The 25,416-nt window shown below is 43.3% G+C and carries 32 protein-coding genes and 1 pseudogene; 6 read left to right on the forward strand and 27 right to left on the reverse strand.

The window, feature by feature from the left end:
• Nucleotides 1–151: 151 nt before the first annotated feature.
• The 25 genes and pseudogenes from ABLV17_RS16240 to ABLV17_RS16360 form a co-directional block, all read right to left on the reverse strand.
• A pseudogene (locus ABLV17_RS16240) lies at nucleotides 152–469 on the reverse strand (hypothetical protein); the annotation flags it as partial.
• Entirely contained in the window at nucleotides 466–687 is a 222-nt protein-coding gene (locus ABLV17_RS16245; protein WP_042928365.1) for a hypothetical protein, read from the reverse strand. The pseudogene ABLV17_RS16240 and the gene ABLV17_RS16245, both read right to left, overlap by 4 nt.
• A gap of 244 nt (nucleotides 688–931) precedes the next feature.
• Nucleotides 932–1,147, reverse strand: a complete 216-nt coding sequence (locus ABLV17_RS16250) for a hypothetical protein (RefSeq protein WP_085551611.1) — start codon at nucleotides 1,145–1,147, stop codon at nucleotides 932–934.
• A 165-nt stretch (nucleotides 1,148–1,312) separates the two neighbouring features.
• Nucleotides 1,313–1,564 carry a hypothetical protein gene (locus tag ABLV17_RS16255; RefSeq protein WP_085551667.1) on the reverse strand — a complete coding sequence of 84 codons (252 nt, stop codon included), beginning with the start codon at nucleotides 1,562–1,564 and terminating at the stop codon, nucleotides 1,313–1,315.
• A gap of 197 nt (nucleotides 1,565–1,761) precedes the next feature.
• Nucleotides 1,762–2,076, reverse strand: a complete 315-nt coding sequence (locus ABLV17_RS16260) for a hypothetical protein (RefSeq protein WP_348854419.1) — start codon at nucleotides 2,074–2,076, stop codon at nucleotides 1,762–1,764.
• 80 nt (nucleotides 2,077–2,156) lie between these two features.
• Complete coding sequence (locus ABLV17_RS16265; RefSeq protein WP_085551609.1) at nucleotides 2,157–2,477, reverse strand: hypothetical protein; 321 nt, start codon at nucleotides 2,475–2,477, stop codon at nucleotides 2,157–2,159.
• Nucleotides 2,478–2,530: 53 nt separating this feature from the next.
• Complete coding sequence (locus ABLV17_RS16270) at nucleotides 2,531–3,400, reverse strand: DUF4942 domain-containing protein (RefSeq protein WP_348854420.1); 870 nt, start codon at nucleotides 3,398–3,400, stop codon at nucleotides 2,531–2,533.
• A 387-nt stretch (nucleotides 3,401–3,787) separates the two neighbouring features.
• A complete protein-coding gene (locus ABLV17_RS16275) occupies nucleotides 3,788–4,363 on the reverse strand; it encodes a hypothetical protein (protein ID WP_348854421.1) in 576 nt (191 codons plus the stop codon).
• Nucleotides 4,364–4,431: 68 nt separating this feature from the next.
• On the reverse strand, nucleotides 4,432–5,013 hold the full coding sequence (locus ABLV17_RS16280; protein ID WP_085551606.1) for a DUF6012 family protein: 582 nt from the start codon (nucleotides 5,011–5,013) through the stop codon (nucleotides 4,432–4,434).
• 46 nt (nucleotides 5,014–5,059) lie between these two features.
• A complete protein-coding gene (locus tag ABLV17_RS16285; protein WP_348854422.1) occupies nucleotides 5,060–5,344 on the reverse strand; it encodes a hypothetical protein in 285 nt (94 codons plus the stop codon).
• 16 nt (nucleotides 5,345–5,360) lie between these two features.
• The gene (locus ABLV17_RS16290) at nucleotides 5,361–5,942 is read right to left on the reverse strand and encodes a hypothetical protein (RefSeq protein WP_348854423.1); all 582 of its coding nucleotides are present in this window, start codon (nucleotides 5,940–5,942) and stop codon (nucleotides 5,361–5,363) included.
• 52 nt (nucleotides 5,943–5,994) lie between these two features.
• Nucleotides 5,995–6,378 carry a hypothetical protein gene (locus ABLV17_RS16295; RefSeq protein ID WP_348854425.1) on the reverse strand — a complete coding sequence of 128 codons (384 nt, stop codon included), beginning with the start codon at nucleotides 6,376–6,378 and terminating at the stop codon, nucleotides 5,995–5,997.
• Between the two features lie 38 nt (nucleotides 6,379–6,416).
• On the reverse strand, nucleotides 6,417–6,884 hold the full coding sequence (locus tag ABLV17_RS16300) for a hypothetical protein (RefSeq protein WP_069476703.1): 468 nt from the start codon (nucleotides 6,882–6,884) through the stop codon (nucleotides 6,417–6,419).
• An 82-nt stretch (nucleotides 6,885–6,966) separates the two neighbouring features.
• Nucleotides 6,967–7,170 carry a hypothetical protein gene (locus ABLV17_RS16305; RefSeq protein ID WP_009654220.1) on the reverse strand — a complete coding sequence of 68 codons (204 nt, stop codon included), beginning with the start codon at nucleotides 7,168–7,170 and terminating at the stop codon, nucleotides 6,967–6,969.
• A gap of 70 nt (nucleotides 7,171–7,240) precedes the next feature.
• Nucleotides 7,241–7,771 carry a hypothetical protein gene (locus ABLV17_RS16310; RefSeq protein WP_085551603.1) on the reverse strand — a complete coding sequence of 177 codons (531 nt, stop codon included), beginning with the start codon at nucleotides 7,769–7,771 and terminating at the stop codon, nucleotides 7,241–7,243.
• A gap of 676 nt (nucleotides 7,772–8,447) precedes the next feature.
• Nucleotides 8,448–8,852: a hypothetical protein gene (locus ABLV17_RS16315; protein WP_069476705.1), complete on the reverse strand. Its 405-nt coding sequence runs from the start codon at nucleotides 8,850–8,852 to the stop codon at nucleotides 8,448–8,450.
• 1,141 nt (nucleotides 8,853–9,993) lie between these two features.
• Nucleotides 9,994–11,091, reverse strand: coding sequence for a RepB family plasmid replication initiator protein (locus ABLV17_RS16320; protein ID WP_009654211.1), 1,098 nt, complete (start codon nucleotides 11,089–11,091; stop codon nucleotides 9,994–9,996).
• Between the two features lie 1,123 nt (nucleotides 11,092–12,214).
• A complete protein-coding gene (locus ABLV17_RS16325; RefSeq protein ID WP_348854426.1) occupies nucleotides 12,215–13,006 on the reverse strand; it encodes an NgrC in 792 nt (263 codons plus the stop codon).
• 348 nt (nucleotides 13,007–13,354) lie between these two features.
• A complete protein-coding gene (locus ABLV17_RS16330) occupies nucleotides 13,355–13,708 on the reverse strand; it encodes a hypothetical protein (protein WP_348854427.1) in 354 nt (117 codons plus the stop codon).
• A 9-nt stretch (nucleotides 13,709–13,717) separates the two neighbouring features.
• The gene (locus ABLV17_RS16335) at nucleotides 13,718–17,101 is read right to left on the reverse strand and encodes a hypothetical protein (RefSeq protein WP_348854428.1); all 3,384 of its coding nucleotides are present in this window, start codon (nucleotides 17,099–17,101) and stop codon (nucleotides 13,718–13,720) included.
• A gap of 72 nt (nucleotides 17,102–17,173) precedes the next feature.
• Nucleotides 17,174–18,418 carry a site-specific DNA-methyltransferase gene (locus tag ABLV17_RS16340; protein WP_200795697.1) on the reverse strand — a complete coding sequence of 415 codons (1,245 nt, stop codon included), beginning with the start codon at nucleotides 18,416–18,418 and terminating at the stop codon, nucleotides 17,174–17,176.
• 259 nt (nucleotides 18,419–18,677) lie between these two features.
• Nucleotides 18,678–18,923 carry a hypothetical protein gene (locus tag ABLV17_RS16345; RefSeq protein ID WP_348854429.1) on the reverse strand — a complete coding sequence of 82 codons (246 nt, stop codon included), beginning with the start codon at nucleotides 18,921–18,923 and terminating at the stop codon, nucleotides 18,678–18,680.
• Between the two features lie 120 nt (nucleotides 18,924–19,043).
• Nucleotides 19,044–19,844, reverse strand: a complete 801-nt coding sequence (locus ABLV17_RS16350) for a hypothetical protein (protein ID WP_348854430.1) — start codon at nucleotides 19,842–19,844, stop codon at nucleotides 19,044–19,046.
• 558 nt (nucleotides 19,845–20,402) lie between these two features.
• Nucleotides 20,403–20,723 carry a hypothetical protein gene (locus tag ABLV17_RS16355; RefSeq protein WP_348854431.1) on the reverse strand — a complete coding sequence of 107 codons (321 nt, stop codon included), beginning with the start codon at nucleotides 20,721–20,723 and terminating at the stop codon, nucleotides 20,403–20,405.
• 9 nt (nucleotides 20,724–20,732) lie between these two features.
• Nucleotides 20,733–21,044 (reverse strand): type II toxin-antitoxin system RelE/ParE family toxin, encoded by a 312-nt coding sequence (locus ABLV17_RS16360; RefSeq protein ID WP_064371306.1) that lies wholly within the window; start codon nucleotides 21,042–21,044, stop codon nucleotides 20,733–20,735.
• 272 nt (nucleotides 21,045–21,316) lie between these two features.
• Here ABLV17_RS16360 and yfaE point away from each other — a divergent pair, with 272 nt between their 5' ends.
• From yfaE to ABLV17_RS16390, 6 genes are all read left to right on the forward strand, one after another.
• A complete protein-coding gene (gene yfaE / locus ABLV17_RS16365; protein ID WP_071984198.1) occupies nucleotides 21,317–21,589 on the forward strand; it encodes a class I ribonucleotide reductase maintenance protein YfaE in 273 nt (90 codons plus the stop codon).
• A gap of 41 nt (nucleotides 21,590–21,630) precedes the next feature.
• On the forward strand, nucleotides 21,631–21,864 hold the full coding sequence (locus ABLV17_RS16370; protein WP_069476765.1) for a hypothetical protein: 234 nt from the start codon (nucleotides 21,631–21,633) through the stop codon (nucleotides 21,862–21,864).
• A gap of 44 nt (nucleotides 21,865–21,908) precedes the next feature.
• Complete coding sequence (locus tag ABLV17_RS16375) at nucleotides 21,909–22,523, forward strand: Eac protein (protein ID WP_348854432.1); 615 nt, start codon at nucleotides 21,909–21,911, stop codon at nucleotides 22,521–22,523.
• A 179-nt stretch (nucleotides 22,524–22,702) separates the two neighbouring features.
• Nucleotides 22,703–22,858 carry a hypothetical protein gene (locus ABLV17_RS16380; protein WP_348854433.1) on the forward strand — a complete coding sequence of 52 codons (156 nt, stop codon included), beginning with the start codon at nucleotides 22,703–22,705 and terminating at the stop codon, nucleotides 22,856–22,858.
• A 15-nt stretch (nucleotides 22,859–22,873) separates the two neighbouring features.
• A complete protein-coding gene (locus tag ABLV17_RS16385; RefSeq protein WP_348854434.1) occupies nucleotides 22,874–23,182 on the forward strand; it encodes a hypothetical protein in 309 nt (102 codons plus the stop codon).
• Nucleotides 23,183–23,334: 152 nt separating this feature from the next.
• Complete coding sequence (locus ABLV17_RS16390) at nucleotides 23,335–24,027, forward strand: hypothetical protein (protein ID WP_348854435.1); 693 nt, start codon at nucleotides 23,335–23,337, stop codon at nucleotides 24,025–24,027.
• A 514-nt stretch (nucleotides 24,028–24,541) separates the two neighbouring features.
• Here the strand turns inward: ABLV17_RS16390 and ABLV17_RS16395 are convergent.
• Together ABLV17_RS16395 and ABLV17_RS16400 are read right to left on the reverse strand one after the other, a co-directional pair.
• The gene (locus tag ABLV17_RS16395; RefSeq protein ID WP_348854436.1) at nucleotides 24,542–24,859 is read right to left on the reverse strand and encodes a DUF3846 domain-containing protein; all 318 of its coding nucleotides are present in this window, start codon (nucleotides 24,857–24,859) and stop codon (nucleotides 24,542–24,544) included.
• Between the two features lie 28 nt (nucleotides 24,860–24,887).
• Complete coding sequence (locus ABLV17_RS16400) at nucleotides 24,888–25,136, reverse strand: hypothetical protein (RefSeq protein WP_200795688.1); 249 nt, start codon at nucleotides 25,134–25,136, stop codon at nucleotides 24,888–24,890.
• Nucleotides 25,137–25,416 lie beyond the last annotated feature (280 nt).

Raw genomic sequence — 25,416 nt, forward strand, 5'->3', positions numbered from 1 at the left:
TGGCTTCATGCGCAGCCCATACAGAGTGTTTGTCAGGAATGGCGAGGCCACGCTGTTTTCCATCCTGGTCGCGTTCGCCGGTGTCGCAAGCAGCGGAAAGTCCTTCTAGGGCTGTCAGTAATTCATCACGTTGCCCTGCTACCTTCGCATACTCAATCGCGGCGGCTTCCATTGCGGCTTTATGCTTCTTGTAAGCCTCATAGGCGTGCCAGGACTGGCCTTTGCGCACGCTTGTGGTAATGTCCGCTACCTGTTCTGGCGTCAGCGTGGTCAAAGGCTGTGCAGGGTAAATCAACACCTGACCGGCATCCCAGTCGAATCCAGCCTGAATGGACTCGACTTCTACTGATGGTGTTGCTCCGATACTACCAGGCGAGTGGATTAGGATCGTGACTTCAGGATCGCGGCGCTGGTTGATTTTGTTTGCCCATATGGTTGTCACCAGTTCACAGAACTTCGCAAATTTCATACTGCGCTTTCCTCAAATAGAACTTCGCCATCGATACCGCCTAAGGCGTAAATTATCGAGCCGTCGTCTTTGTTATCTATAGGCGTTGCGCTCCAACCTTCTCCGTCTGGTTCATCATCATCGCCAACTAGCGCAAAACCGCCACTTACAACTCTGGCTTCGTAATATTCGCCCTCGGTCCACCACCCCTCAGTGTCTTTGATGCATTTTATTAACATAAAGCGGATCCTTATTGCCTGGTTATATAGAATGCACCCTGAAGATACTGGGCCCAAAAAGCAGGTAAATTCTTTGTGTGCACGATTTATAATTAGAGCTTCCTGACGTAACCAATCTGTGCGTAAGAACCAAGAAGCTCTTTGTCATAGTATAAACGAAGAACATTTTTAAAACGGCCTGTTGGGCGCATTTTCAGGTTATGCGCAGCAAAAAGAGAATTTATTTTTAAGACAGTACACTTAACTATCCCTGCTTTGCCTTTTTCTCTGCTTTCATTTTGTGATAAACAGCCCAACTCAAAGCATCCAGTTTTTTCAACCCAGATTTGTCATATAGGTAGATCCCATTATTACAGGCATGTTCTTCTTCGACTTTCTTTCTGAGTTGGTCTAACTCGTCGTAAGTGAGTGTAGACAGTTTAACGCGGTTCCAACTAAAGTTACGAATATGAGCGCTCATTTGCCTGTCTCTTTCACTACGTGAATTCTATTATTGTTACCACCAGGATAGCAATTTCGAGTCTTAAATCAACCCCTATTAATATTTTATACGTAATACCATTCATAATCACTGGAGAACTACAGCGAGAATATGATAATCAGAACAGTAACAGCGTGATTATTTTTACTCTGATGGTAATAAGGGGTCATTATAAACAACCTGAGCAGCAACGTTTGCAAAGAATGCCTCCTTTGTGTGACTGTTGAGTGCCCGAGCGAAGGTATTGTTGAGCACCCCTGCATCACTGCCGTCAACAATATAAAGTGCAATTTTTGTAGCAAGCCGTGTCTTGGCCTCTTTTAGCTGCATATCACGGCATGCGCGGGGAATATACTCCACGATCTGGGCAATAGATTTTTCAGTTTGATTAAACATTAAAAACATCCTCGGTATGTTTGATAGCAAAGATGGTATTCCTGATTATAATTTATCCTGCACTAAAACAGGTGTTGATCCCATACATAAGATTCACATGCAAGGGGGGGGGAAACAATATTGTTTTAGGTTAATAGATTCAATAACTCCGTGGTGCAACTGGTGTTCAAACAGATAAAAAGTTACTTTCCAGGTAGTCAGATGATACGGCAGTTATAAACTACTTTCCAGTCGTGATAGTCTTTCCCGTCATTAAGAGGGCTGAGTTTAACGACATTTTCCGCCAATCCATTCATAACCAGCACACGCTCAATTCCGGAAAACCAGTCGTCATCAGAATTTAACGGGAACCAGAGATTATGATTAGCACCACTGAGAAGCTCATTATTGCAGAAATGAATCCCTCTCCCATGTTTTGAAACGCAGCCGGTGACAATAACTTCATGTCGACCGCCATTATCGGTCGCTGGTAAATCCGACTGAACTGAATTACACCCGTGTTCTTTTCCCATTTCCGACCCCTTGTTTTTCTATACTACCCATTACATTTAAGCCTCGGCCCGATAGGTTGAGAGGCCCTGGTAATTAGTTGTTACCAGTCCCAAGCCCGCAGGCCATCTATGATTTCTGCGTCACGGTCAAAATGAACACATTCGTACCCTGCTTTAAGTACTTTTTCGATATTTTCAATTGTAGGCCATGAGATACCATCATCACGTAAAAGCTGTTTCCACCCCGGATTTTCAACGCTGGTCCGAATAATAAAACCATATTCGTTTACGTGAATCCAGCTACGTCCACTATCTGTACGGGGATTATAACTGGCATCCGTTAATAACTCGGTATCTTCTTTAGCAATGTGCGCGGTGCTGATAACAGCGGTGGTATAGCTTTCTTTAATTTCAATAGTCATGTCAGGTTACCTTAACAATTAGTCATATATGTTTAAATAAGTGGGTGTATTTTTCAGACTCTGGATGGTAGAGCGTCAGGGTATCGACTAGCCACAATCTCATTAATTTTTTCAACGAGATCAGGGCGTGTAAAAGTCACATGAGCTGAACCTTTCCAGAAGGATTTAATAGTAAACCACTCACAGCTAAATACACCTTCTAACGTATAGCTGTTTAGGCTAATAAAATCCCTGTACTGGCTTCCTTCAGCAACCCGGGAATCTGGCACGTTTTTCTTGTCGAGCAGGCAAAAAGCACGAGCGAGATCGTTAATCCAGTTCTGAGCATTAGTCCTGACCGAAGCGTATCGGGTTCGTGACACATTTATGGACAATACACCTTCGAGGATAATTTTCTTGCTCAGACGGCAGGGATTATTTGTTTTGTAGTCCCAGGACAGATTACGGAAAACATCAATAATACCAGTAACAAAAGTTTCATTTTTCGAGGCATGAAGATGCTTAAAAGTACTGATGACATTGTCTAGGGTGACTTCCGGGCATTCTTCGCTGTATAGCTGGTCATTCCATTTGTCATGTTGCTCACTGCTCATCAACGTAAACATCCCAGTCTGGGTCATCAAGCGTGTCCAGATACTGCTATCAACGCAACGAGCCACCCGGCGTCGGAGAGCCTCTATATCATTTTCTTTATGACAACGCCTGCCGGTCGCAACGATCTCATCCAGCCCCGAGAACCAGTCCTTTTCAGCCGCAGCGGCAAACAGCTGTTCCGCTTCTCTGAGTTTCTCTAAACCTTCCATAAACGCCGCAATCCCAGCTGTGCGTTGAGCAATGATTAAATCAATAGCAACAGAAGGTATAATATCTCCACCATTCTTTGATGTGTTTAATTCAGCGGTCAGTGCGTGTTCAACGGACATAATAGACTCCAGAACGATTAACTCAAAATTGGAAGTAACTTTCTACTGGAGCCAGGATACCTTTTTTTATCATCCCATCAACCCCCTATTTAATATTTTTGGAAAAAAATCCGATTGCGCGACGACATTAAAATTCATATAAGCAGATAATCATTCAGTGTTTGTAGGGTTAGGGAAATAAATGAAAGATATCAGAAATGGATAAACAATCACTGTTTACAAATAATTTATTTTCGTAAACATTGTGGCATTGCATCCACACTAAACACAAAAATAAATGATTTCATTCTCATCTATTAGATTGAGCATTTTTTACTTGCCATGGGGAAAATTGGTGTGAGAAGTAAAGCCCGTGAATGAGCGAAAGGCTTTACATCGTTATTGCGCTTAACTAATGTTATTGCCATTCTTTCCATTTTTAAACATCAGTTTTATTTCTTCGCAACAATAATTAGTCACGGCATTTTTATTGATTGCGTTCAACTCCTCTTCTGTTAAACAAGTCGACAAGGTTTTTGTGATGTTTTTCTCAACAACCCTTACATTTTCTCGTCGGAAAACAATCCCCGACTCGATTAGCTTCTGGTAATACGCAAGCCCATTATTATATTGGGAAATGATGTTCCTGTGTATATTCAAATCTCTGTAAAATATTAAACTATCAATTTCATATTTAATGTCTGAGGGCGTTAATGGTTTGTAGTCCATAACCTTAATAATAATAATTGGGTATATCAGTATAGCAACAAACATCATTGCCCATTTACACATACGGATAACTCTATCGTCGCTAATGAAAGCAGACAAATTTCGCTCTGTTATTAGCGGAGAGGTGTTCATATTTTTAAATAAAAACACCAGAAAAACAATGAACCCAATATAAACTAAAGACACCAAAAACATCCAGTATGGAAACCAGTTATTAAGCTCTTCCTGACGCTTGTAATACTTATAATCACTCATAATTCCTCCTATTTTAACAACGAGTGCAGATTTTTAAAAGTTCTTATTCTGCTGGCATTATGTATAATTTAGATATTTATTGCCGATTCAAGTAAAGGGAGGCGGTCGATAAATAGACCGTATGAAGAGATTCTTTCTGATTGCAATGTATGCAAAAGCAATGTCTCCATTCTTGACCTGAGAATATCACGCTCCCATACGTCATGCGGCAACTTGTTTATTGCATCCCCGGCTCGGTATGATTCCATTGTCGGTTGAATTTTAACAGGAGCAACATTGTGATAAGAAGCATGGAGTCTTGGTTTATATTCATCCAGACCGATGTTTAAGCCTATGCACTGTGAAACAAGGTCAAATTCGTTGTCAAGCACAATTGTCTTTACCTGGTGCTGAATATTCCCTATGTCTTCAATAGACCATTTATACTCTGTAGTAAAATGGTTGATTTTCTTGTCATATTTAAGCAACAATCCAACCGTCGCTTTACGGCTTTTTTGCATACCCACATTCAACCGTTTATTTGGATACGGTCTTCCACATGAAAGCGCATCACCCTTAATCTCGAATCCTAATTCCGGGATCGTCACTGATTCAAGTTGGCATTTATTTGAAATAATATGGTATAGCGTTGGAACAAGATGCAGATACATGATTCCCTCCAAAACGTTGCAGATCAAGCAACCTAGTTTATTCAAGTCAAAACTGTGTTATTGCTACTCTGTCTCCCCTAAGTAGTTGCTTTAAATTAGCCTCGTGAAAAGCCTGGTAATGCTCAATGTTCGATTCACAAAAGGCTTCAAGTTCTGGTTCGGTCAGTCGAGGTGAATAAATCAGGACTGTCTCGGTTTCATCGTCCGCAAACTGCTCTGTGCCATCTGGATACATGAGCCGTGGAACTCCCCCAATAAGCATTTCTACCTCGGTAATAAATGGGGTCTTATCTTCTCCATGGATATTTAAAAAAATCGCTCTGTCATTCATTGATGTGCTCCTGTAATCAGAAATATAATATTTTGTATTTATCCGGACTGAACCTCACGTTCAGGAACAGCGGCGTATACCCTGGCTCTATGGTGTGTTCATCAAAGAAAAGTCCACGAGCATTATTTTCCCTTATCTTTCTTTTAAGCAGTTTTATAAACTTTGACTTTAAAAATGACTCTTGCGACACTTCCACCTGTGAAATCGGTATGGAATAAATATTTTTCGAGTGCCGGTAACCATCGAGATCATTATAACACAGGTTTATACTAATTAATTCTGGGCGCAAAGCTCTTACTTTAAATGCTAAATCATATGCAGATTTCTTATCTGACTCTTTGATTTTAATAAATGAAGAATCATGATAATTCTCCGGTAATACCGTAACGATACATCCAGATGTTATATCCCTGATTAGTACGTACCAACCTTCATCCAGGCGACTATAAATCAGAATATGTTTTTTTAATATTCCTGGCTTTGAACCCAAATCGACATATTCCCTTTTGTCGATCATATCAGTGAGTACATGCAGGGGAAGTCGGGAACGCTGCATAAGTCTGAGTCTGGCGTGATCGGTTATTCCTGTATATACCATATCTCCTCCTTACCTACTGATTTGTGAGAAATTAATTATTCATCCCTGACTGTTAATCACCCCCACCGCATCCTGAATCTGAAGTGTCCGAATTACTGCAATCGGCACCATTGTTAATGATGCTTTCCGCATGATTGTTGCTTGTTGATGAGTAATAAGCGCTATGCATAATCAGTGAAGAATCACTACTATCATTCTGTTTATACTGATGAGTCTGGGGTTGACCCACGATGGGTAATGATTTCTCTTCGTTCTTTATCGTTCCCGGTTCAAAAGTTGCGTTACGGGTAATGAAAAGATACCAGCTAAATGAAAACAACCATGCGATCATCCCGTAATAGAACAACCAAGGCCAGTCACGTAATAAATAGCCTCCGTGATAGGCCAGAAGTAAGATACAACCCCCACCCAACAGCACCAATTTCCGAAAAAGCATACGCACCTCCATGCAAAAGTAACTTTTGCGAGTGAGTTTTAAGAATGCAGCATGCTTTTCTGGTCCATAGATTGCCCGGAATGCCCAATATCAATAACCGTCGCCGTAGGGAATGCAATACCGATTACATTATCAATAGCGGCACATCGACTTACAGCACCAATAATCATGTGCAAATCATTAAGAGTTAAGGAAAAATCCAGATTCACGCGCCTGATAGCATCTGCTTGAATAGCCGCATCAGCAGTTTTGTACTTGTTGTGGTTATAGAAGGCCACACAGATACTCTCACCCTCACTAATGTCCTCTGTGAGAGCATCATCGACAATGATACCAACCGATGGCTCAATGCCTGCGCACGTGCAGATAGCCTCTGAGATAGCCATAAGTTTGTTCAGGCTGGGATTACAACAGATCTCAATTGATACCGTCGCCCTTGACTTGATAGCTTCAGTTGAGTTTTGGTAGTGTTTCTGACTATAAAATGAAACTGTCATGCTGCTCATAAGATTCCTTTTCTGAGTTAACGTGTATCAGCAAAATGGTGTGGCCCAGAATTATGAAAGTCCAGGCCATCACTGGAATTGTTTACTGTCCGGTTGCGTCACCCGTTTGGTCAGCATCTTTTGCTTCTTTTTTCTTCAGTCCAATGTGGCATATAAAATAGGCCACAGCCAGGATCCCGTATACCTGCCAGAACGCCCAATCCGAGAGGAAATAGCCCATATGATAAGAAAGAATCAGCAGGCCGATGATGGGCACCAGTAATGCTTCGCGTTTAATGTTCTTCATTTTTACCTCAAAAGTTACTTTTATTGGTTGATGTACAGTTCGTGTATTGTGTGACTACCCTTCTTTGCTCTCAGTCGCAGTTCACCCCCACAACAAAAAGGACCAATCCATTACTGACATTAAGTCTGTCAAGATTGATTTGATCTGAGGTTAAAGCCCTGAGGTTTGATTCAGACGCATCCAGGGGGTATAGCGGTTGTGTCAAAAGAAGCGCATTGTCATCCGAGCACGTTAACCCGGCAGACATAACAAATGACTGGTAATCCCGACGGATACATTGTCGAACCTCATCGCTATCAAAGTTAAAATAGTCGAGAGATTTTGGACAAAATACTTCGCCTGCAACCTGCTCCAGTAGCACAATTTTTTCTGGGAGTATTTTTAGCGGTAACACCGCAGCCTGGAACTGGTTACAACTGTACCCTCCACATTGTTCTTCCCCGAGAAACCAGTCCTGTGAGGGTGAATCAGGGACAGTGATCGTTGAGGCCAGCACCAGAACTGGGTATTCATCATTAGGGCAAAACCAGGGCGCGAAATGTTTTTCCGAAATATCAGAAATATTCCTTCCATACAGAAATGGTTCAATAGTAGGGATCATATACCTTCGCTGCTCCGATATAATTCCTTATTAATTATATAAGGACATATAATCTTGTGACCGGCACATAGTTTGTTCATAACATCCGTGCAAGACCTGAATACAACAAAATTGTATCCTGGAGCACAAATAAATTTCTTAGTTATGTAGATGAATTACCCTTTGTAGAAAATTTATTTTCCCTGAATGTCAGGTATGCCTGTTTTCCTTCTCATCAGGTATTGATGCACACGACGCGCAGCAGATGAGTAAGATATGTATTCATGTCCACATTGCCTGCATCGACAGACATAGCCGGTACCTTTGGCTTCCTCGACCGAGACGTCTTCCCAACCAGTATAATCGAGCCCTGCTCTGGCCCGGTGCCAGTTCTTTTCGTAGCAAGGTACGCAACGCAGGCTACGTGTTCTCCGACAGCTTCCTCTCCCCCCCATAAGCGTTCTACACCTTCTTTTACTTCCTAATCAACAGGAACAATTATACAGATTTAAACGCTGTGTAAACCCCCAAAGTTAATATTTAGAAATAAAAATCCTTTTAGTTTCATAAACATTCAGTGATTTTAGAATAAAAAGAATGAAGAGACTGAAGCTACAATGTTGAGATGAAATTGTGCTGATGGAAGTAAAACCCGCCAGCACTAATGTGCTGAGTTATGCTTATTTGCCTATTTTACCTATGAGTTGATATCTTCAAATTTCGACAGACCAATTACGTAAATCACGATTGCACACGCTCCAAGGCCCAGTGATTCGCTAATGTCCCGGGTAGAAACAAGATAAACCAGACAAGCGGTAAGCACCTGTGTAACGAGAGCTCCGGCAAAGAACATGAAAACTCCCCGTCTTATTATTGCCAACAGAGCAACCAGGGCTGGTGTTATGATAAAAACGACTAAAGTACCTATAAGCTCGACTACCTCTGGAAAGTTGCTTTTAAGTGAGTAAAGCAACGCCATAAACAGCAATGCGGGAATACCCACAACAAGGGTGTCTTTGAGTGGTAAATGTTTCATGTTATTCATTTTGTTACCTCGCCCGGAAGTTAAACTATCTAAATAATACTCATTATAACCATCCATCTAAAAGAATTTCCCTGACGTCCTGGCAGTAACGGACTGTTTAAGTTATTTCTTTTCCTCACTGAAAGTTTGAAGATCGATTATTGCATCATCCGCGCACTGTTTATTTATACAGTATTGATATCTAATGAGTTTATTTCCGATATCCTTCCAAAAAAGTCCCATAGTTCCGAAAAATTATTTCAGCACATTGTAAAATTGTTCAACCTGTGATGAGCAACGACATTCCGGTGCTACAGCTGGTGGGTTAGTTTAAAAAAGTTACTTTTGATTGTGATAAGCCTTGAGTGATCAATTGAGGCTAGGACAAGCCAGACGTACAAGTGAAGACTCATTTATGGGCTTCGATGCCTTGCTCAGTCCTATCTCTCATTTATATGTTCGTCCGGATGCACGACGAAATGGGATCAGCTGCTCTGACAGGGCTTATCGCCAAAAGTAACTTTTAGTCCCAGTTAAGTGGTGGAAGATTGAATCTCTAAAGCGCGCTGTCAGGAAAACTCTGATGCGTTTTTAACAGGACAACGCATCGGGCAAGTATGAAAAGTTACTTTTGAGTAAGGGAGTACCGCCGTACGAGTATCAATACCAATTAAATAACGCTGAATGTTAAGGGTTTAGGCCGGAGACTAGTTCCGCACACATCTGTTATCAGATTTTCTGTTCAGTAGAACAATGATTCTGATCCATTTTGTCATCGCTCATACGTACGAACGATGACTTTTTGCGTTGCGCTAGTGATAGCGGAAACTGTCTTTAGAAGACAGTATGAGTGAAGGGAAGGTGTATATGTAGCTTGCGACAATATATCCAATTGATTTTTATTAATTTAATCATCAATTCATACAATCTGTTTTGTTCCAGAACGTTCCTGGCATTTGCCTTTTTGTCGGGAGTATTTTTGACGAGCAAAGTACGTTAACGTACGAACGATGACAATAGGTCCGGATACACGCATCCGTAAACCTTGAACGTACGAACGATGACGTTTTGAAAGTTAGATGGGGTATGCCCCAGGTTTTTTTGCGTCCGAAGGAAGGCAATCAGAAAATGAACGAGTCTCATAGCATCCCTGAACGGTAGGGAAGCGCTTCCCGTGTAGTTTCAGAAATCCAAGTCTCCCTCTGTTAGTTGAGCAGTCTCACTCCTCGCTAAAATCCGCGTCTTCAGCCTCTTCATCATTATTCTTGCCGTTTATCTTTTTCATCTTATCGATGGAAACAAGAACTGCAGCAATCTCTTCGCCGGTAAACCCAGCTGCTTTCATCATTTTCAGTTTTTCAAGCAACGGGTCATCCAGGATCGGGTCATTTTGTGCAGGTGCCAGAATAGGTTCCTTTTTCGCACCGAGAGATGGGCTTCTTTTTAGGATATGAAATTTGATGTTTCTACCGACCTTCTCTTCATGGTATTGCAGATAACCTATCTCATGTAGCTCATGAAGTGAGCGCCGTATAATTTCATTCTGAGCGGAGACGCGGGAAGTTAACCGCAGCCGGTCTCGGAATCGTTTCATGCTGATTGGAGCCGGGTTCTTCGGCAAGCTCGCCAGATAGGTATACAACGCCTGTGCAGACTCTTTTCGTTGTAAGCTGTCCAGTGCCTTAAGCCGCAAAAAAACCTTATAATCAATCGCGTAAAGCTCTTTGATGCGGGGGTCACCTTCTATCTCGATCTCATTTGTTTTGATGTTATAACGTGCCCAGTTTATCAGGCCGGTAGTAAGCGTGGAATCTTCGTTTCTGAACTGAAAGGTCACCATTCTTAGCTTAACCATCGAGGCGTCGATACGCGCTTTCATGTGCTTATTCGATCGTGCCGGGTCAAATCCACAGTTTTTGAGGAACGTTGAGAATGGTAATTTTATTCTTCCCGAAACTGAGACATCGTTAAAATCGTGAATCGTCCTGACAATTCCCAACCAGACTCGAAAATCGGTGTTCATATCCAGCCGGGGGCTAGATAGGGAGATCTCCTTGTACCCTTCACTGGAAGCGACCTCCATATGCTGGAGCTCGTTTGACACGTCCATAGTCACGACTTTATCAATGGAGCGTGTTTTGCCAGTAGCCAAGGGAGTCGGGACAAATACCCCTAGTCTTAGCAGCGCAACGGGTTGGACAGTGCCTGTGTTCCCAGGTGCGAAGTGAGTAACTTTGCCTGTTTGTCCTGTCACTTCAAAAGAAAAATCACCCTTCCCACTGATATCTTTAGATATTTCTTGGTTTACTTTCTTCACAGGCTATCCTTGTGCAAACGTACGAACGAGTACCTAATATCATATCAACGATGTTAAAAATACATACAAACGATGACTAATTTCAACCTACCAATGACATAATCACGTACGAACGGTGTCAAAATCCCGTACGAACGATGTAAAAAAGTGACGATTTTTCTCATATAATCAATGGGATGAAGGAGCGGGGATCCTTTAGGTTTTATTTGGGTTAGATCTTGGATCATATTGGGATCTATTATTGGTTATACCCTGTGGATAACGGTGATAAGTGTCTTGACCCTCCAGGTTGTTCACAAAACCAGCAAAATAGGTCCTTTCCGGGTATTCACCCCCTGCACCTCCCGAAGCTGGATTCCAGATCGGGATAAACAACGGCAAACAAGCGGAAAAAGACAACGTACGAGCGCTGTCATTTTGTTTTAAAAACTGTTATTTATTAATATGATAAAAAAAATGACAATGGGTGTTGTATCTCTGCCGGGCAATGCTGGTGGTAGAATTTTGGAACAGCTAACTGTGAAAATAATCGCCTCTAGGACAAAACGCCCCTGAAACGCCACAGGATTAATCGTAAAATTTTTACGTAGGTAGATACCTTTTTTCTGATAAATGTGTCCAGAGAGCGTTTACGGGCTTCTGAGGGGCTAATTGACTGACGGATTGGCTTGCTGAAAGGTTAGATCCTGTTTGATCCGGAAAGGATCTGCGAAATGTTGGATAAGCGGGCCAAGCGGATCCCTGAAAACCTAGAGACATTGACCATTTTGAGGACGTTAACCGGAACCGTCCATAGGGGACGAATAGATATTTCTTCGTTCGCTATCACCGGCTGGACAGGCGAAGCGCGGCAATCACCTTTCGCTGTTCCACTGCCCTACCGGGGCCGGAATGACGCAAGTTCTGGGCATTCCGATACCTGTATCTACTGAACAGCCGTAGTTTTTTCAGCGAAATTTAAGCCAGTAAACATCGGATATTCTCTACGTCGTAATTCTTTATGAATTACTGGATAGTGCTATAATGATTTTCCTTTCTGAATGTGACAGGTATTTTTATTCTTCGTTTGGAAATTTTAAAAAAGGTGCGACATCATATATAGGCGCACCTCCCTGAATACAAATTATGACCTGATGTTTTTCAGTTCACTACGTGCATCTTCAATATTTCCACGCGCTTCTTCAAACGCTACCCTTAACCATTCCCGGTCAAACCAGTTCCGCACCGGACTATTTTCGTAAATGTGGACCAGTTCGGCATAATGTTGCCCGTAAACTTTTCCTGTAGATTTCCCTCTCACTATGATTTCGAGGTTCTTCAGTACACATTTTCCGTTAAGAATATCCGCTATACACGAATCTTTATATTCATCATCCCAGGTATCAGACGTGTCCCAGAACTCCTCTTCGCTTTCGGTGACAATGATTTCCAAATTGGCTGTTGCTCGTGACATAACAAGCTCGCCTTCATAGGCTGGAGTCATGCTTTCATGAATTTTATAACCGTCATTTTCAAGCGTGTTACAAATCTGCTCAATACTTTCCCTTATGCTCTCCAGAACGTCATTAAAGCGGACTTCATATTCGATGTTGTCAGGGTAATTTTCTAACAGAGTCCGAATTGTATTGGCATGCGAATATCGGTAGCCATAACCGTTGCGCTCAAGGATGAGTGTAGTGCCACTGTCTTTTATTACTTCGGCAACCTCTTCTGCTAGTTTTTCAGAGATGTGGTTATCTTTCAGCAGACCAGACAGTAAGGTCAAAATTTCTTTGTCATGCAGCACACCGTAAAATGCCACTCCATCTCCCTGGCAGTAACGTAATGAATAGTCCAGTTCCAGATCGGCAGGCCAACCATGACCCAGCAGAGTGTTTTGACAGTGACGGTTAAACAGATTGTTAAAAGCGTTCATTGCGGATTCTCCAGCAGTTAAGGATAGTGTGCGGCTTGACCTGTGCCGTGAGACAAACGCAGACGGGGAAAACAGAACAAAAAAGGGCGATGAAGGAAGCCGCAGCTCAAATTTTTTGCAGGCTGAATGCCTGTAAAAAATTTGTGACCGGGTGACTGAGGCGGCGATAGCTTCCCTTTGAAGTGATGTGACCCGGCTAAAGTGGTCTCACGGCACAGGTCCCGGTACCCGGTACCCGGTACCCGGTACCCGGTACCCGGCAAACCGGGGACCGTGGGCCTGTGCTGGTGGATTGAACGAAATTTAAATTGCAGGGGGGTAAAATGGAGAAAAGTGGATCTTGATGATTTACTCGTAACCGTATTTTGTGGCGGCTTTTACGGTTGCATCATAAAATTCCTCTTTAGCCATTTTTTCTTCTCCCCCACAATCAAGTGTCACGGACCTGAAACTTGTGAGATCCGGTTCATTACGCGATTTTAACTGGCAAGATAAATATTCTTTCCCTATTGGTACCAGGCCCATGTTTCTGTCTTGCCAGCTGGAATAAGACACGTACGACGCAGCGATAACGCTAAAGAATACGAGAAATGTCCATTCTTTCCGGTTTAGCAGGTCCTTACGGAAAATTGCTCCGGCGATGGTCATCACCGGCATAATCCACACAACAATACTGGTTAAAACAAAGAGCTGGCTAAACATTAAGACCCCCTAATACCACCTTTCGTTAATTCCTGCAGGCGGTTTGAATTTATCACCGGACGTATGTTTCCTTACGGAACTGTCCGCCTTAAGGATAAACATCATTGCCAACTCTTTATTATCAAAACTATGTCTGGTTACCGTATGCACCGGTGCTTCGATATTGCTCAATGAAATGGTTCCGTCCGATCCTTGTGGACAGATATCGAACCAGTGGTGAATTCGATATATATCCCCATCACATTTCAGCACCGGGAGTGGGCCTTCTGACAGAGACTTGGGCAGTTTGACTTCGAATACATCAACGGCTTCCTGTTCCTGTAGATGAGACGAGCCCAGTAGTTCATCGATGATAAACTCGCCATTATCGTCTTTGAGGTTATCTGCAATATAAATCCGGCGGTGTAGCCCACGGTCAGCTTCCGAGATAACAAAAAAGAGTCGGTTTTCTAACATCCGGAGTTGGCTGTAGGCACTGAACGAAACAGAACCGTATTCAACGTTATCCATACTAAGCTTACGGTCAGCACTAAACATGCCGACATCTGGAGTTTTCTGCGACATGCCCAATGCCAGCCGATTACCCTGTTTTTCAATCCTTTCCCGTTTGCCTTCCTTTTGAGCAAAGCGCGAGACGTACTCATGGAAAAGTTCCTTTTTTAAGGAATCGCTGGCGTTGTGGTAAAAATACCCCACAGCCTCATTTCCTGTGGTTACGTATACGTACTGCCAAACTCCGCGATCGATGTAGATGCCAACAGGTATCATTAAAGTGGGCTGTTGCACTTGGCCTCCGGTTTTGCGGTAATCATTCATTTCGCAGTAAGCCATCATCCATTCACGCACTCCAGCCTCAAATTCTACGGAATTAGCCGGAGACAGCTTTTGCAGATCCTCTTTACCCGTTTCAATAAATTCAAAGGCTCTTTGTTTCTCTTCGAAACTGCCGAAAGCCGATTTCAACCCTTTCCACTCGCTGGCCTCCGGCCATTGGTAGAGTGTGGTTTCACATACGCTATTTTTGCTTAGCAATACAGGTCTGGAAGAATCGAGTTTTAACCCTTTTAGTGACAATTTAAAGGTCAGCAATATAACCCATTTATGGGTTTCCAGGCGGTCATCTCGTTCCTCGTCAGTAGGGGTAACATACAACGCCAGCCGGGAATTAGTGGTAACAACCAGACGTAATGGCAGGCTCCCACGAGAAATGGCCATCTCCACGGCGGCCTCTTTATGGCTCAAACCACGCCAAGCGATCAGGTCCATCATGCCAAGTATTTCTTTCCAGCTTTTCTCGTTTTCAATGCCTTCGCTAAGTGGTTGACCTTTTCTATCCGCACGCCAGTTGATGATTGTCTTATCGACGATCTCCGCACGGTTTGCTTTCGTCCCTATGTTGCCATCCACCAGCGCTCTGAGGAGCTTTTGTCGATATGGCTGCTCATGTTCTTCTTCCTTTCGAAGAACGGCAGAGAGACGCTTGAATAGCTTTATGAAGTACATGAAACCTTTACGGCTTGGTCGGCTGTGAATGTAATAGTCGAGGTCGTCCGCTTTTACCGCATCTAGACAGAGGTATCCCACACTGCTGGAATCTTCCCACACATCACGTTTGAAATTCGTGAGTGACACTTTCGCATTAAACTCGCGCACATCATTAGGCCGTTTACGCCGGTAGATATCCTTTTTGACCGGTACATCCACGCAGATCTCATTGTTTCGGGTATAGGCCACCGCCATTCCCTCATCATTGATAAAATCGGCCGTAAAATAATAGGAGCCCCGATAACTGGAGCCAGTGTCAGGTTTCGTAGCACCCGGCGCGGTTTTAGGGTTACAAACAGTTCTCCATTCGCAAAACACCCTTGAACCAGGCCGCAAATGGCTGTTGGCCTCACTTATGTATTCTTCAATAGAAGGACGGACTTTTGCGTCAGGATCGTCCAGTAACCCGGTACCGTCATGGTCATGAATAAAGCGACAATACTTTTCCTGGAATTCCATAGAAACAAAACTAAAGCGATCCTGCGGGTCGTAGAACTCACCAAACAGCTTGAGCCGGTGGTCAAGACCACAGCAGAGGATGAGGAACCGATAATAGTGCAGAGCAACCATCTCATGCGTTTTCAGGCGGTCCGTATAGGACACGTCATTGAAGGTAACCTGTGCACCATCAGCACCGCGAAAAATATTCCCCTGTTCATCAGTTGTCGGGAAAAGCGTATGGGCGCCGAGGTGAGATTCTACACCGGAATATACCTGGAACAGTCTTTCTCCGTCCCGGATCATCAGGAAAACGGTCTGGTTTCTGGCATTCATCTCCCAGTTAGCCCACCGGTCCTGATAATCAATATAGCGGCGGGTGGTTGTCATACACACGACACACCGCTCAGACGGGAATATCTGCTCTACCAGGCCAGGATGGTCATTCAGTGCTTTGAAAAACAGTGGTAGTTTTTCAAAATCGAACCATTCTCCGATATCGAGGTAAACCGCCGTTTCTTCATCGACCACCAGCTTACGTTGAACAAAGGTTAACGGAACGTGTGCCGGTGCCGAATCGCCTTCTTTGATAGTGTTCACGACAACATCTTTTCCGATGTAGAGGTCGAGGGATTTAATACCATCCATCAGCTTGTTAAGCGTTTCCCGGCTTTCTTCCGCGACAGCAAGTTGAGCTGCTGCTGATTCTTCCAGATAGGGTGTGATAGCCTGAACCGCCCTCGAAATCGCAGAATTTTTTTCTTTAATCCAGTCGATTTGAGCCTGTGCAATTTCATGTCTGAACTCTACGACCTGTTGCAGCTGCGCTATCTTTGTTTCGTCGATACCAGATGACAGAGCGGAGCCAAGAGAGGTTATTTCGGTAGACGGCGAGTGACGCGTAAGCATGGGCAGCTGTTTTTTATCATTACCTGCAGCTGATGAACTAGCCTTCTTAGCTTCTACGCGCGAGAGTAATTCAGTTCGCAGAGCATCAGGGTCAGCCATGGTTTCGGTCATTTGCTGAGTAAGCTGGCTCACACGGTTCTGAGCAGCCATAAGTTCGTGGCTACGGATATCCTGTCCGTCATCTGCAAATTCAAACTTGCCCAGAAAGTCGTTGAATAGAAAGCGATGCTCTTTGAACGATTTTGCTGTGCTGCAGCTGCGACCAGCTGCATCGGTATATTTGTAAACAAAGTCCTTATTGAATTTTGATGGGTGGGTGCGGAGGATCACAGTGTGCAGAGCATTATCGACCCAGCGGAGCGACTCAATCAGTAGCACTTCATCCTGTTCAATACGTTCTTCAGGAATAGCGTGCTTAGCACGCCAGTATTGTCCACCCTGGAGAGAATGGAATTTCTGAAAGCGCTCTGGTTGCTGTTCGTGTGGGATAATGTCAGGCATAAAGCCATCTCCTGTGATTGTTCACTCCGCTACAGGCAGAATGAATAATGAGTTTTTTACCTACAACGGCCACTACGCGAATAACTCACCGTTATCAATAATCGGGTTCATCTCAAATCCCGGAAATTCTGAGAAAAAACCGGTGGCCGAAATTCGTAACCATTCGAGAATACTATCAAAACACATCCACCTGCGGTTGAGCCGTTCGGCGGCAAGGCCTGTTTTGAGAGACCCGGCGAAAGGATCAACGACAAGTTCGTTTTCGTCTGTCAGGAACCGAATGAAAAAGTCAGGGATGGCCGTCGGGAACATTGCCCCATGTGCCGGCAGCCCTAAGCGCCTAGCCTCCTGATGAAACCGGCGAGTGTCTGCACATGCATGCCCTCTGATAATCACATTTTTAGGGATAGCCCCGTTTGTGTTGTGAGAAAAGGCCCCGGGTTTCAGGGTATGAGCACCGTCGCCGTACATGGCCGTACGCATCTCTCCGCCCTGGGCGATCAATGCGCTATGCCTCTCAGTATGGGGCTGCAACACACGCTGGTTACAGGAGCGGACAGCATCAGGATTATTGGTCAGCCAGAAAATCATTTCATGGCCTGCCAGCAGGTGGATTTTTTTGCGGCAAGCCCAATATGTCGGCGAAGGTGCCTTACTCATATTGACCCATGGCACCCTGTCCATAAGGTAGAGGTCAAGCTTCTCGCACAAAGACAGTAACAGTCGCTCCGGATAGAGAGAACGTGAAGGCTGACCCGGATTAAAAATGTCCTGACCGATATTCAGTACGACAGAACCACCGTCGACCAGCTGGCGTGCAATCGGTCGAATAGCGTCCACGATGAAATCAATATAGTCACTGTCGGTTCTGAAGGCGGCGGCATAATCCCGCTGTTTTCTTAGCGGATATGGCGGCGACGTCAGGCAAAGATGAACCGGTTCTGTATTTCCTGGTAGAGCCATCGTAGAGTTACCAAAAATAGCGACTCCAAGGTCCGTACTGAATGCCACTAAACGTGCCCCTTCCCGCGCTTCGGATAGTCCGGATTTGTTTTTCCTGCAGTGACGCCATAGAGAACGGCCAGAGCTCAAACGTTCGATGACATTCATGGATTTTAGTGTTTGTTGAAACCAGCGAATACGGTGTTTAATTTTATTATGGGCAACACCCGCCGTACCGAATTTTTCTTTTGTATTGAACGCATCATCTGAAATAGCAAGGCGAGACTGAACTTCCCGATACAACTCATCATTGGTGAGTTCGCGGTCAGATTCAGAATAAATAGCTTCGATTAAATCCATGTTCAGACGTGACATAAAAGACTCCAGTGAAATTCACAAACTCATTATCTCACATTTAGATCTGTGCGCCAGGGGTAGATTATAAAAAAGGAAAATTTAATGTGTGTTGCTGATGGCACCAATATAAACATTAACTGTTTATGGTTTGTTTGTATTAATATTTTGATAAACCATTTGCTTCTGATTGTATTGTCTGATGGTTCTCTGGTTATGTTTGCGAGCCCCTCCTGAACACAGAGAGGCTCGATAGTTTCATTCGAGTTAAGTAGATAATTTACTGGGTGGAAATTTGCGGTAAGGTCAGACTCAAAAAGTTTAATAAGATATCCTGGGATTCTTCCATAACTTCATGGGCAACTTCATGAGACATCCGGCCATTTTGAAATTTAACATTATCACAGGACAAGATTTTTTCCGCCCATTCAATATTGTTTACAGCTAAACAGCTTTCGTCAGATAACAAGAATAAAAAACCTCCATGTTTGATAAACTCACTCTGCCCCAGAAAAGTTGTGTACATAAACGTCACCCTTTAAATGCATTTAATTGCTGACTGCGTTAATTCGTTCTTCCGGTGTATTCCCAAGTTCAAGCTGAACACCCTATTAAACCGAATGCCCAGCTCATCAACCATACAGATTCAATAATTAGGTAAAATATTTTGACTGTGATGTTCCAGTAACGCATTGAGCTCTTTACTACGTAAACAGACGATACGATACAGATTTTGTCTCTCAGGTTCGTCCATAGACCGGTAGATCGAGATCAGAAGCTCTGAATCAGTCTTATCGAAAGAATTAACCGTTTCAGGCGATTGTTCTTGGTTCTCTTGCGGTTCATTAAGCTCGATGAGAGTATCCAGCGCCTGACATTGTTCAAGCTTGAGCCTGAAGCTTCTTGCCAGAGTAGTGATTTCTTCATCTGGAAGCTTCTGAAGTTCTTTAGCCAGACCGTCACAATTAGCCTTCAACGAATCCTCATCTCCGGATACAAAGCCGCGTATCCATTCCGTTGACACACCAATAGCACTAGCGATGTTATATAAGTCTGATTCGCGGGCAAGGCCGGTGTGAAACCATGATTCGACATCAGCAGAATCGACACCCGCGATCACCGCAACTTTATCCGCGTCCAAATTATAGGCCATCATAATATGAGTCAGATTGAGAGGTTTGAAAGAGACCTTTCTGTCCAGGCCTGAAGAAACATAATGAGCTAAAGCAAGACGTTGTGCAGTTTCAGCAGGATCAGGTGAGAGGTATTCATAGTTCACAGATGCTTTGTCCAGAGGCCCACCACGAAGCTGGTCGAGGAAAATCTTATTTACTCCCGGCGTATGTGCCAAAATGCTGCACTCTTTGCCCTGGTCTTTTTTATCACAACCCTTCTCATTCTTACCTGCATCATTATTCTGAGGGGACTTGCTGTCTTCATAAGCCATGATTTTTCTCTATGTAATTTTGAGTGTTAACTATCACTGAATTTTCTACCCAGTGGTGAGACTATCAGATTCGAAATGAGCGTTTCCCGTTTGGCACCATTAAACGCCGTTACAGACAATTTATATTTTGAAAGTTACTTTCTCTGACTGTTAAGGGCAGAAAGTCCCCTCATTTTCTGAAGTGCTGCACACTTGATAGTGCGTCAGCTGCTGGCTATAAATCCTGGCGTCGATAACATGTTGCCCGTCATCACACATCAGAACGACGATGGGATAACCAAGGCCGCTTACTTCGGGTCCTTGCTGGTCAATGAACGTACACTGAGTAAAGTCCCTGGAGCCGGACGATACTTCCTCATTTCCAACCGCAACAGAGGTTTCAAGGGAATGGAAAGCCAGACAAATAACCAGGGCGCTGACTGTTAAAGTCAGAGCGAGTGGACTACGTCTGCACCATGCTAAAACAAACCCACAGGTAATAAAAAACGCAATCAGAATAAGGGCGAGGTAGTAAATTTTCTCTAACATTTTAATCTAATGACCGTTCTATGATTAATGTCAGTCAGTACAAAGCTGGTGGCGTCTCATCTGACGATTGGCTATACGTTGTTTGATCCGTACCTGGGCTTCTGCTCTTTCATCTATGCAGAGCATCTGTCCTATCAACATAAGATGCCTTTCTCCGCGCTCCTCATCCGTAAGAAAATCAACCGGAGTACCCGAATAATCAGGCGGCAACGGCTTTGCATCCTCCCAGCGTGATATCGCTATAGCCGAAAGGCTATCAAGACGGGTTTGTACGCATTCCCGACCGAGAGACTTGAACAGTTCGATCGCCCGTACCTCGTCCAGAGTACTTTCCGTTTCTGGCTGTTTCATCATAACTCCTTAAGCATGGGCATGAGCGGTAAGCTTGACCCGGCTTGCGCCACCATCACCCCAGGTAAAGAGCAGGCGGTATTTTGATGAAACCCGGATAGACGACATTTCGCCTGCCCTTTCACGTTCACGCAGCCGGGTATGATGGATTTTTTCATAGTTGCGGCTCTTCAGGCGTATCAGGTCAGCTTCGCTTGCCGCATTATGCAGCTCCTCAAGCGCCCTTTTCAGACTGTTAGTTATATCCGTTGGAAGACCTGACTGCGATTTCCCGCTTTTAAATAACTTCTCAAGGTTCTTTTCTTCAAATGAATGAATCATATTTTCTCCTTTGTTGAAAACATGATTGCATATTAAAACGCTGCATCAAGGGGTCATTTTTAGTTTGATCGTAAAAATTCATAAATTAATTACCATAAACATACGCCATTTATGATTGATTATTTTCCAACAGGGCCGGTTCTGATTTCATAATTTCTGAATGTTTATGATGATAAAACTTTCCCGGGATGATTTTTCACTCATCGCATAATTAGGGGGTTATGGTGGCTTGGTGAAATGATATAATAAGATATAGATAAAGGGGGCGGCTTATGTCAGGTTATATCAATTGTCAGACTATCTTTACTGAAAAAAGCAAAATGCTTATAACCTCAGAAAATAGTGCAAACTCTATCCTGGAGCAACTTGAGTCGGCGGGGGTTCCTGTTGAATCACAATGCCGTTCAGGTTTTTGTGGTGCATGCAGGCTCAAGAAAAAATCAGGAGAAGTCACTTACGACTGCGTCCCCCTGGCTTACGTGGGTGCGGATGAAATTCTTCCATGCTGCTGCCGTCCCTGTGGCGATGTAGTCCTTGATATTTGATAATTTACCCTGATTGCTACGCTTTAAAACCCGGGGGGGCTATGGCGAAGAAAGGAATAGAAAAAATCGTACAGGAGGCTCTGTTAAAGGGTTATACCGTAAACAGAAGTGGAGACCGGTTTGAAATTTCTAAACCAGGTAAAAAACTAATTAGCCTGGTGATCTTGCCTGATGGTACGGCCTATCGCGGTGATGTAGAACTGACCATTACCAAAACGATATGGACACAGAAACAGATGAAAGAAGTTCTTGGGCTTTCTGTCTCAGAAAAGTAACTTTTTTGATTGCAGCAACTATCAACAACACGAGAGAGACCACTATGTCGGACCAGGCTAAGTATTATGATTATTACCTTGTTGAAGGGCCAAAGGTTAAGGAGTTAATTGAATCCTATTATGCACTCGGCGAACAACGTTCCAGGGTGCTTGATGAGGCCTGCAAGTCAGTCGGGGCAATTGCATTCATTAATTCAAGCGGTTTGGGGGATAAAGGGGATAAATTGCGCGCCTTTGCCTGGGATGCCGATTTTACGTTTCCGTGCCCCATCACGATAAAAGAACGATCTATATTCAATAATAAACCGGTACTAATTGTACGTGGCAAAGGCAACACAAAGGAAGGTCGTGAGTACAATATAAAACTTGATTCAGTCATTAAATCAGCAAATGAAAGCCTCGGTTCGTACCCTTGTTGGGCATCTTACATCATTAACCACTATGGCGTGATGCGTACAGCACAAGGAGGACCATCCTCCTTCCACAAGCATGCAACAGCCATGCTGACAACAAATTGCGGTATGCTCCGGGAAAGAAAAGATGCTCTGGTATTTTGTATTCCGAATAGTGAAGATAGATTCAGAAACGAAATATCTATCCCCCCTGAGTTTAAAAAATTAACCTATGGACAGTATTATGATATGACTTCCACTCAGTGAGTGTTTGTGATTATCTTAAACTGACATAGCAAGCAACATTTATTTTAATAGAAAAAGGAAAGAGCATGAGTGATTTTATTATGGAGCTATATTTGTATTAATTATAATTCTAGATGTTAGGGGGTTGATGGGCGAGTTAAATGGAGTAGGATAACACTAATAACTAAAGAGAGGTGGTGATGAAACTTCAACAAAATGAAAACTGGCAAACCCGTTCTCGTGGTGATAACGACAGTGAATACCAGAGTTATCTTGCCTGTGCAGATAATGGTAACGGTATTGACGTCACTACCGGAAAACCACTAAAAACTTACGATGAATGGTGTAACAGCTGATTAAGGGAGCCATAAATGGGTAAGTATTATTGGGCAATTTGTCATCACTGTGAAGGCCACGGTACCATGGACAACCCGGCGTTTTCGGATGGTTTTACCAGCTCTGAACTTTACGATATGGAGCCAGAGGAACGGCACAGGATCCTCAACGGTGCATATGATGTTGCCTGCAGCAGCTGTAAAGGCAGTGGGAAAATTAAGGTCCCCATCATCAGTGCCCTGACTTTCAGTGAAAAAAAAGCGTTGGTCTTAGAACGCCGCGATCGTCGTGAGTTGGCTGACTTAGCTCAAATGGAAAAAATGGAACGGATGATGGGGTGCTGATTCTATCAGCACCTATCTGTTGCGGGCATACGCAAGACTGACTTTGCAAAAAAAAAAGCTAAATCCTTTTTTATGGTCAGTAAAGACAGAAAATCAACAGCATTGGCCTTTACGATAGAGAGACTACGATCCAAAAAGTTCAGGAAGCTATTATGACCCCCCCAAAATTTTCAAACGTGCCCCGTGCCCTACTGCCAGCCCTTCTGCTGACGGTATTCATGAGTTCTGGTTGCTTTGCCAGCCGTATTGATGAGCCACCCATAGATACATTTTGCTCTAATGATTCACGAGAGTTGAATCACATTACCGATCTGATGAATGAACGAGGCCCTACCTCTGTGAAGATTTCAGAGGAAACCACAGTTCATCCAGAACTGGACGAACTGTCAAATAAAATGTCCCTTATGTTGTTGAACACAGTTAAAAAAGGTGACATTGAAGAGCTTAATTCAAACATCAAGCACCTGATTACTATTATTGAAAGCAAAAACAACGAAGCGGATATTTCGAAGGTTGGCGCGGAACTCAATAAGTTAACATTATCAAAGAGTGAGATTGCTGATTTGATGGCTTCTGATATCGCAAAAGAAGCTCAAACGACTCTTGTAACCATTGATAAAAATTCGCTCTTTCGTTCGACGATATTAGCAGGTAAACAGGAAGTGAATGATGTCAGTAACGATCTCAAGCAACTTGAAGACTTGAGAAAATTGAGCATTCGGCTTGAGTTTTATTTAAATTGTTTCCATCTTTTTATTCTGTCTATTGGTATGATTTCATTGATGACATTGATCGTATATAAGTACACCCCGATCAGGAATATATTAGCCAAGCTAAAAAAGTAACAAAGTAACAAAGTAACAAAGTAACAAAGTAACAAAGTAACATGATGTTAGTCATCTGGTTGACACTAAAATCTTCAATTTGGATTTTGCTGGGGGGTTATTTAAATGATTTCTAACGCACCAACAGGTCGGATGGTAAAAGTCATTAGGACGACTGGCCGGGGTAGTGACTATCTGGGGCCTTGCGAGATTTGCTCGAAAAATATGTCCGAGTCGTATGCAGCCCGCTATGGAAGGGAAAGGTTGAGAGCAAATGGAGTCGTATATATCGATAAATCAGGGGGTAGCACATACGGGCATAAAGAATGTTTATTGGCAATGGTTGATGTTAAGCCTGATACCTTAGCACTCCATCTCTGCTGCGGAAAATCAAAAAAGTAACTTTCCTCTACCTGATTGCACTTCACTTTAAGCCCGGTTCCGGGACTCTTCTTTGAAAAAAAAGCCTGTCATAGACAGGCTAAACTAAAAATTCAATCTCAATGCACTACATGAATATTTTAAAACTGCAATGTCACTGAAACTCACCTTCTTCGAGCATCAGCGCATCACCGACTATGTAATCATCAGGCCTGATAGCAGTGACCGCCATTAGGGTCGCATTGTTGTTAAATGGCAAGGATAGAAGCTTCCCTTCTTCATTGATAACTAACCAGGTGTAACGCGTATCTTCATGTACGATAACAGGATTAAGTCTCACTGCCTGAATGTAACCGCCTACCATTTGTTGCATATCTGCAAGCGAGAATGCACCATCATTATCACGACTACCTTCAAGGTCCCGAGGGGATAGCTTTCGAATGCTATCATCTGCTGAAATCAGTAATGCCATAGGTTCTTCCTTTCCAGGGATGCAGTATTCATTCGTCTTTGGCTGCATGCATTTTTTCAATGAACGGGATAACCCATGGCTGAACATAGTGGAAATACTGTTCATCATCAGTTTTAGTGTCAGAGTTTGGCGCTTTTTTTACCTTTGTCATTGTATTGTAAACAACAACATTGTTCACAGACTCCAGAATAATACGACACATTTTTATATTACCCGTCTCTCCCTCTACAGATGCCTGGTAATTCAATTCTGCAGTAATCTGGTCTCGGATTTTCATATGTTACCTTTTAGAGTGATACGGGATGCATCTATCTTTCCACATATAAATGCATAGTCAATAAAATCCCGCATTTTGATTGTAATAAATAATAATGAGTACGCATGGTGTCGACTTATCGGAACGAGTTCAATGCTCTTTCCTCCGAGTCTTTCATTGATAAGAACATCGCGCATATCTATTCTTACATTTAAAGTTGCTTCGTCAATCCCCTATATCTTTCGAATGTCATTTTTAAATATGGAGGCATTCCTCATCTCATAAACAGTGAGAAATTATA

The sequence above is a fragment of the Klebsiella sp. CN_Kp091 genome (genome assembly GCF_040065095.1).
GTDB classification, from domain to species: domain Bacteria; phylum Pseudomonadota; class Gammaproteobacteria; order Enterobacterales; family Enterobacteriaceae; genus Klebsiella; species Klebsiella aerogenes.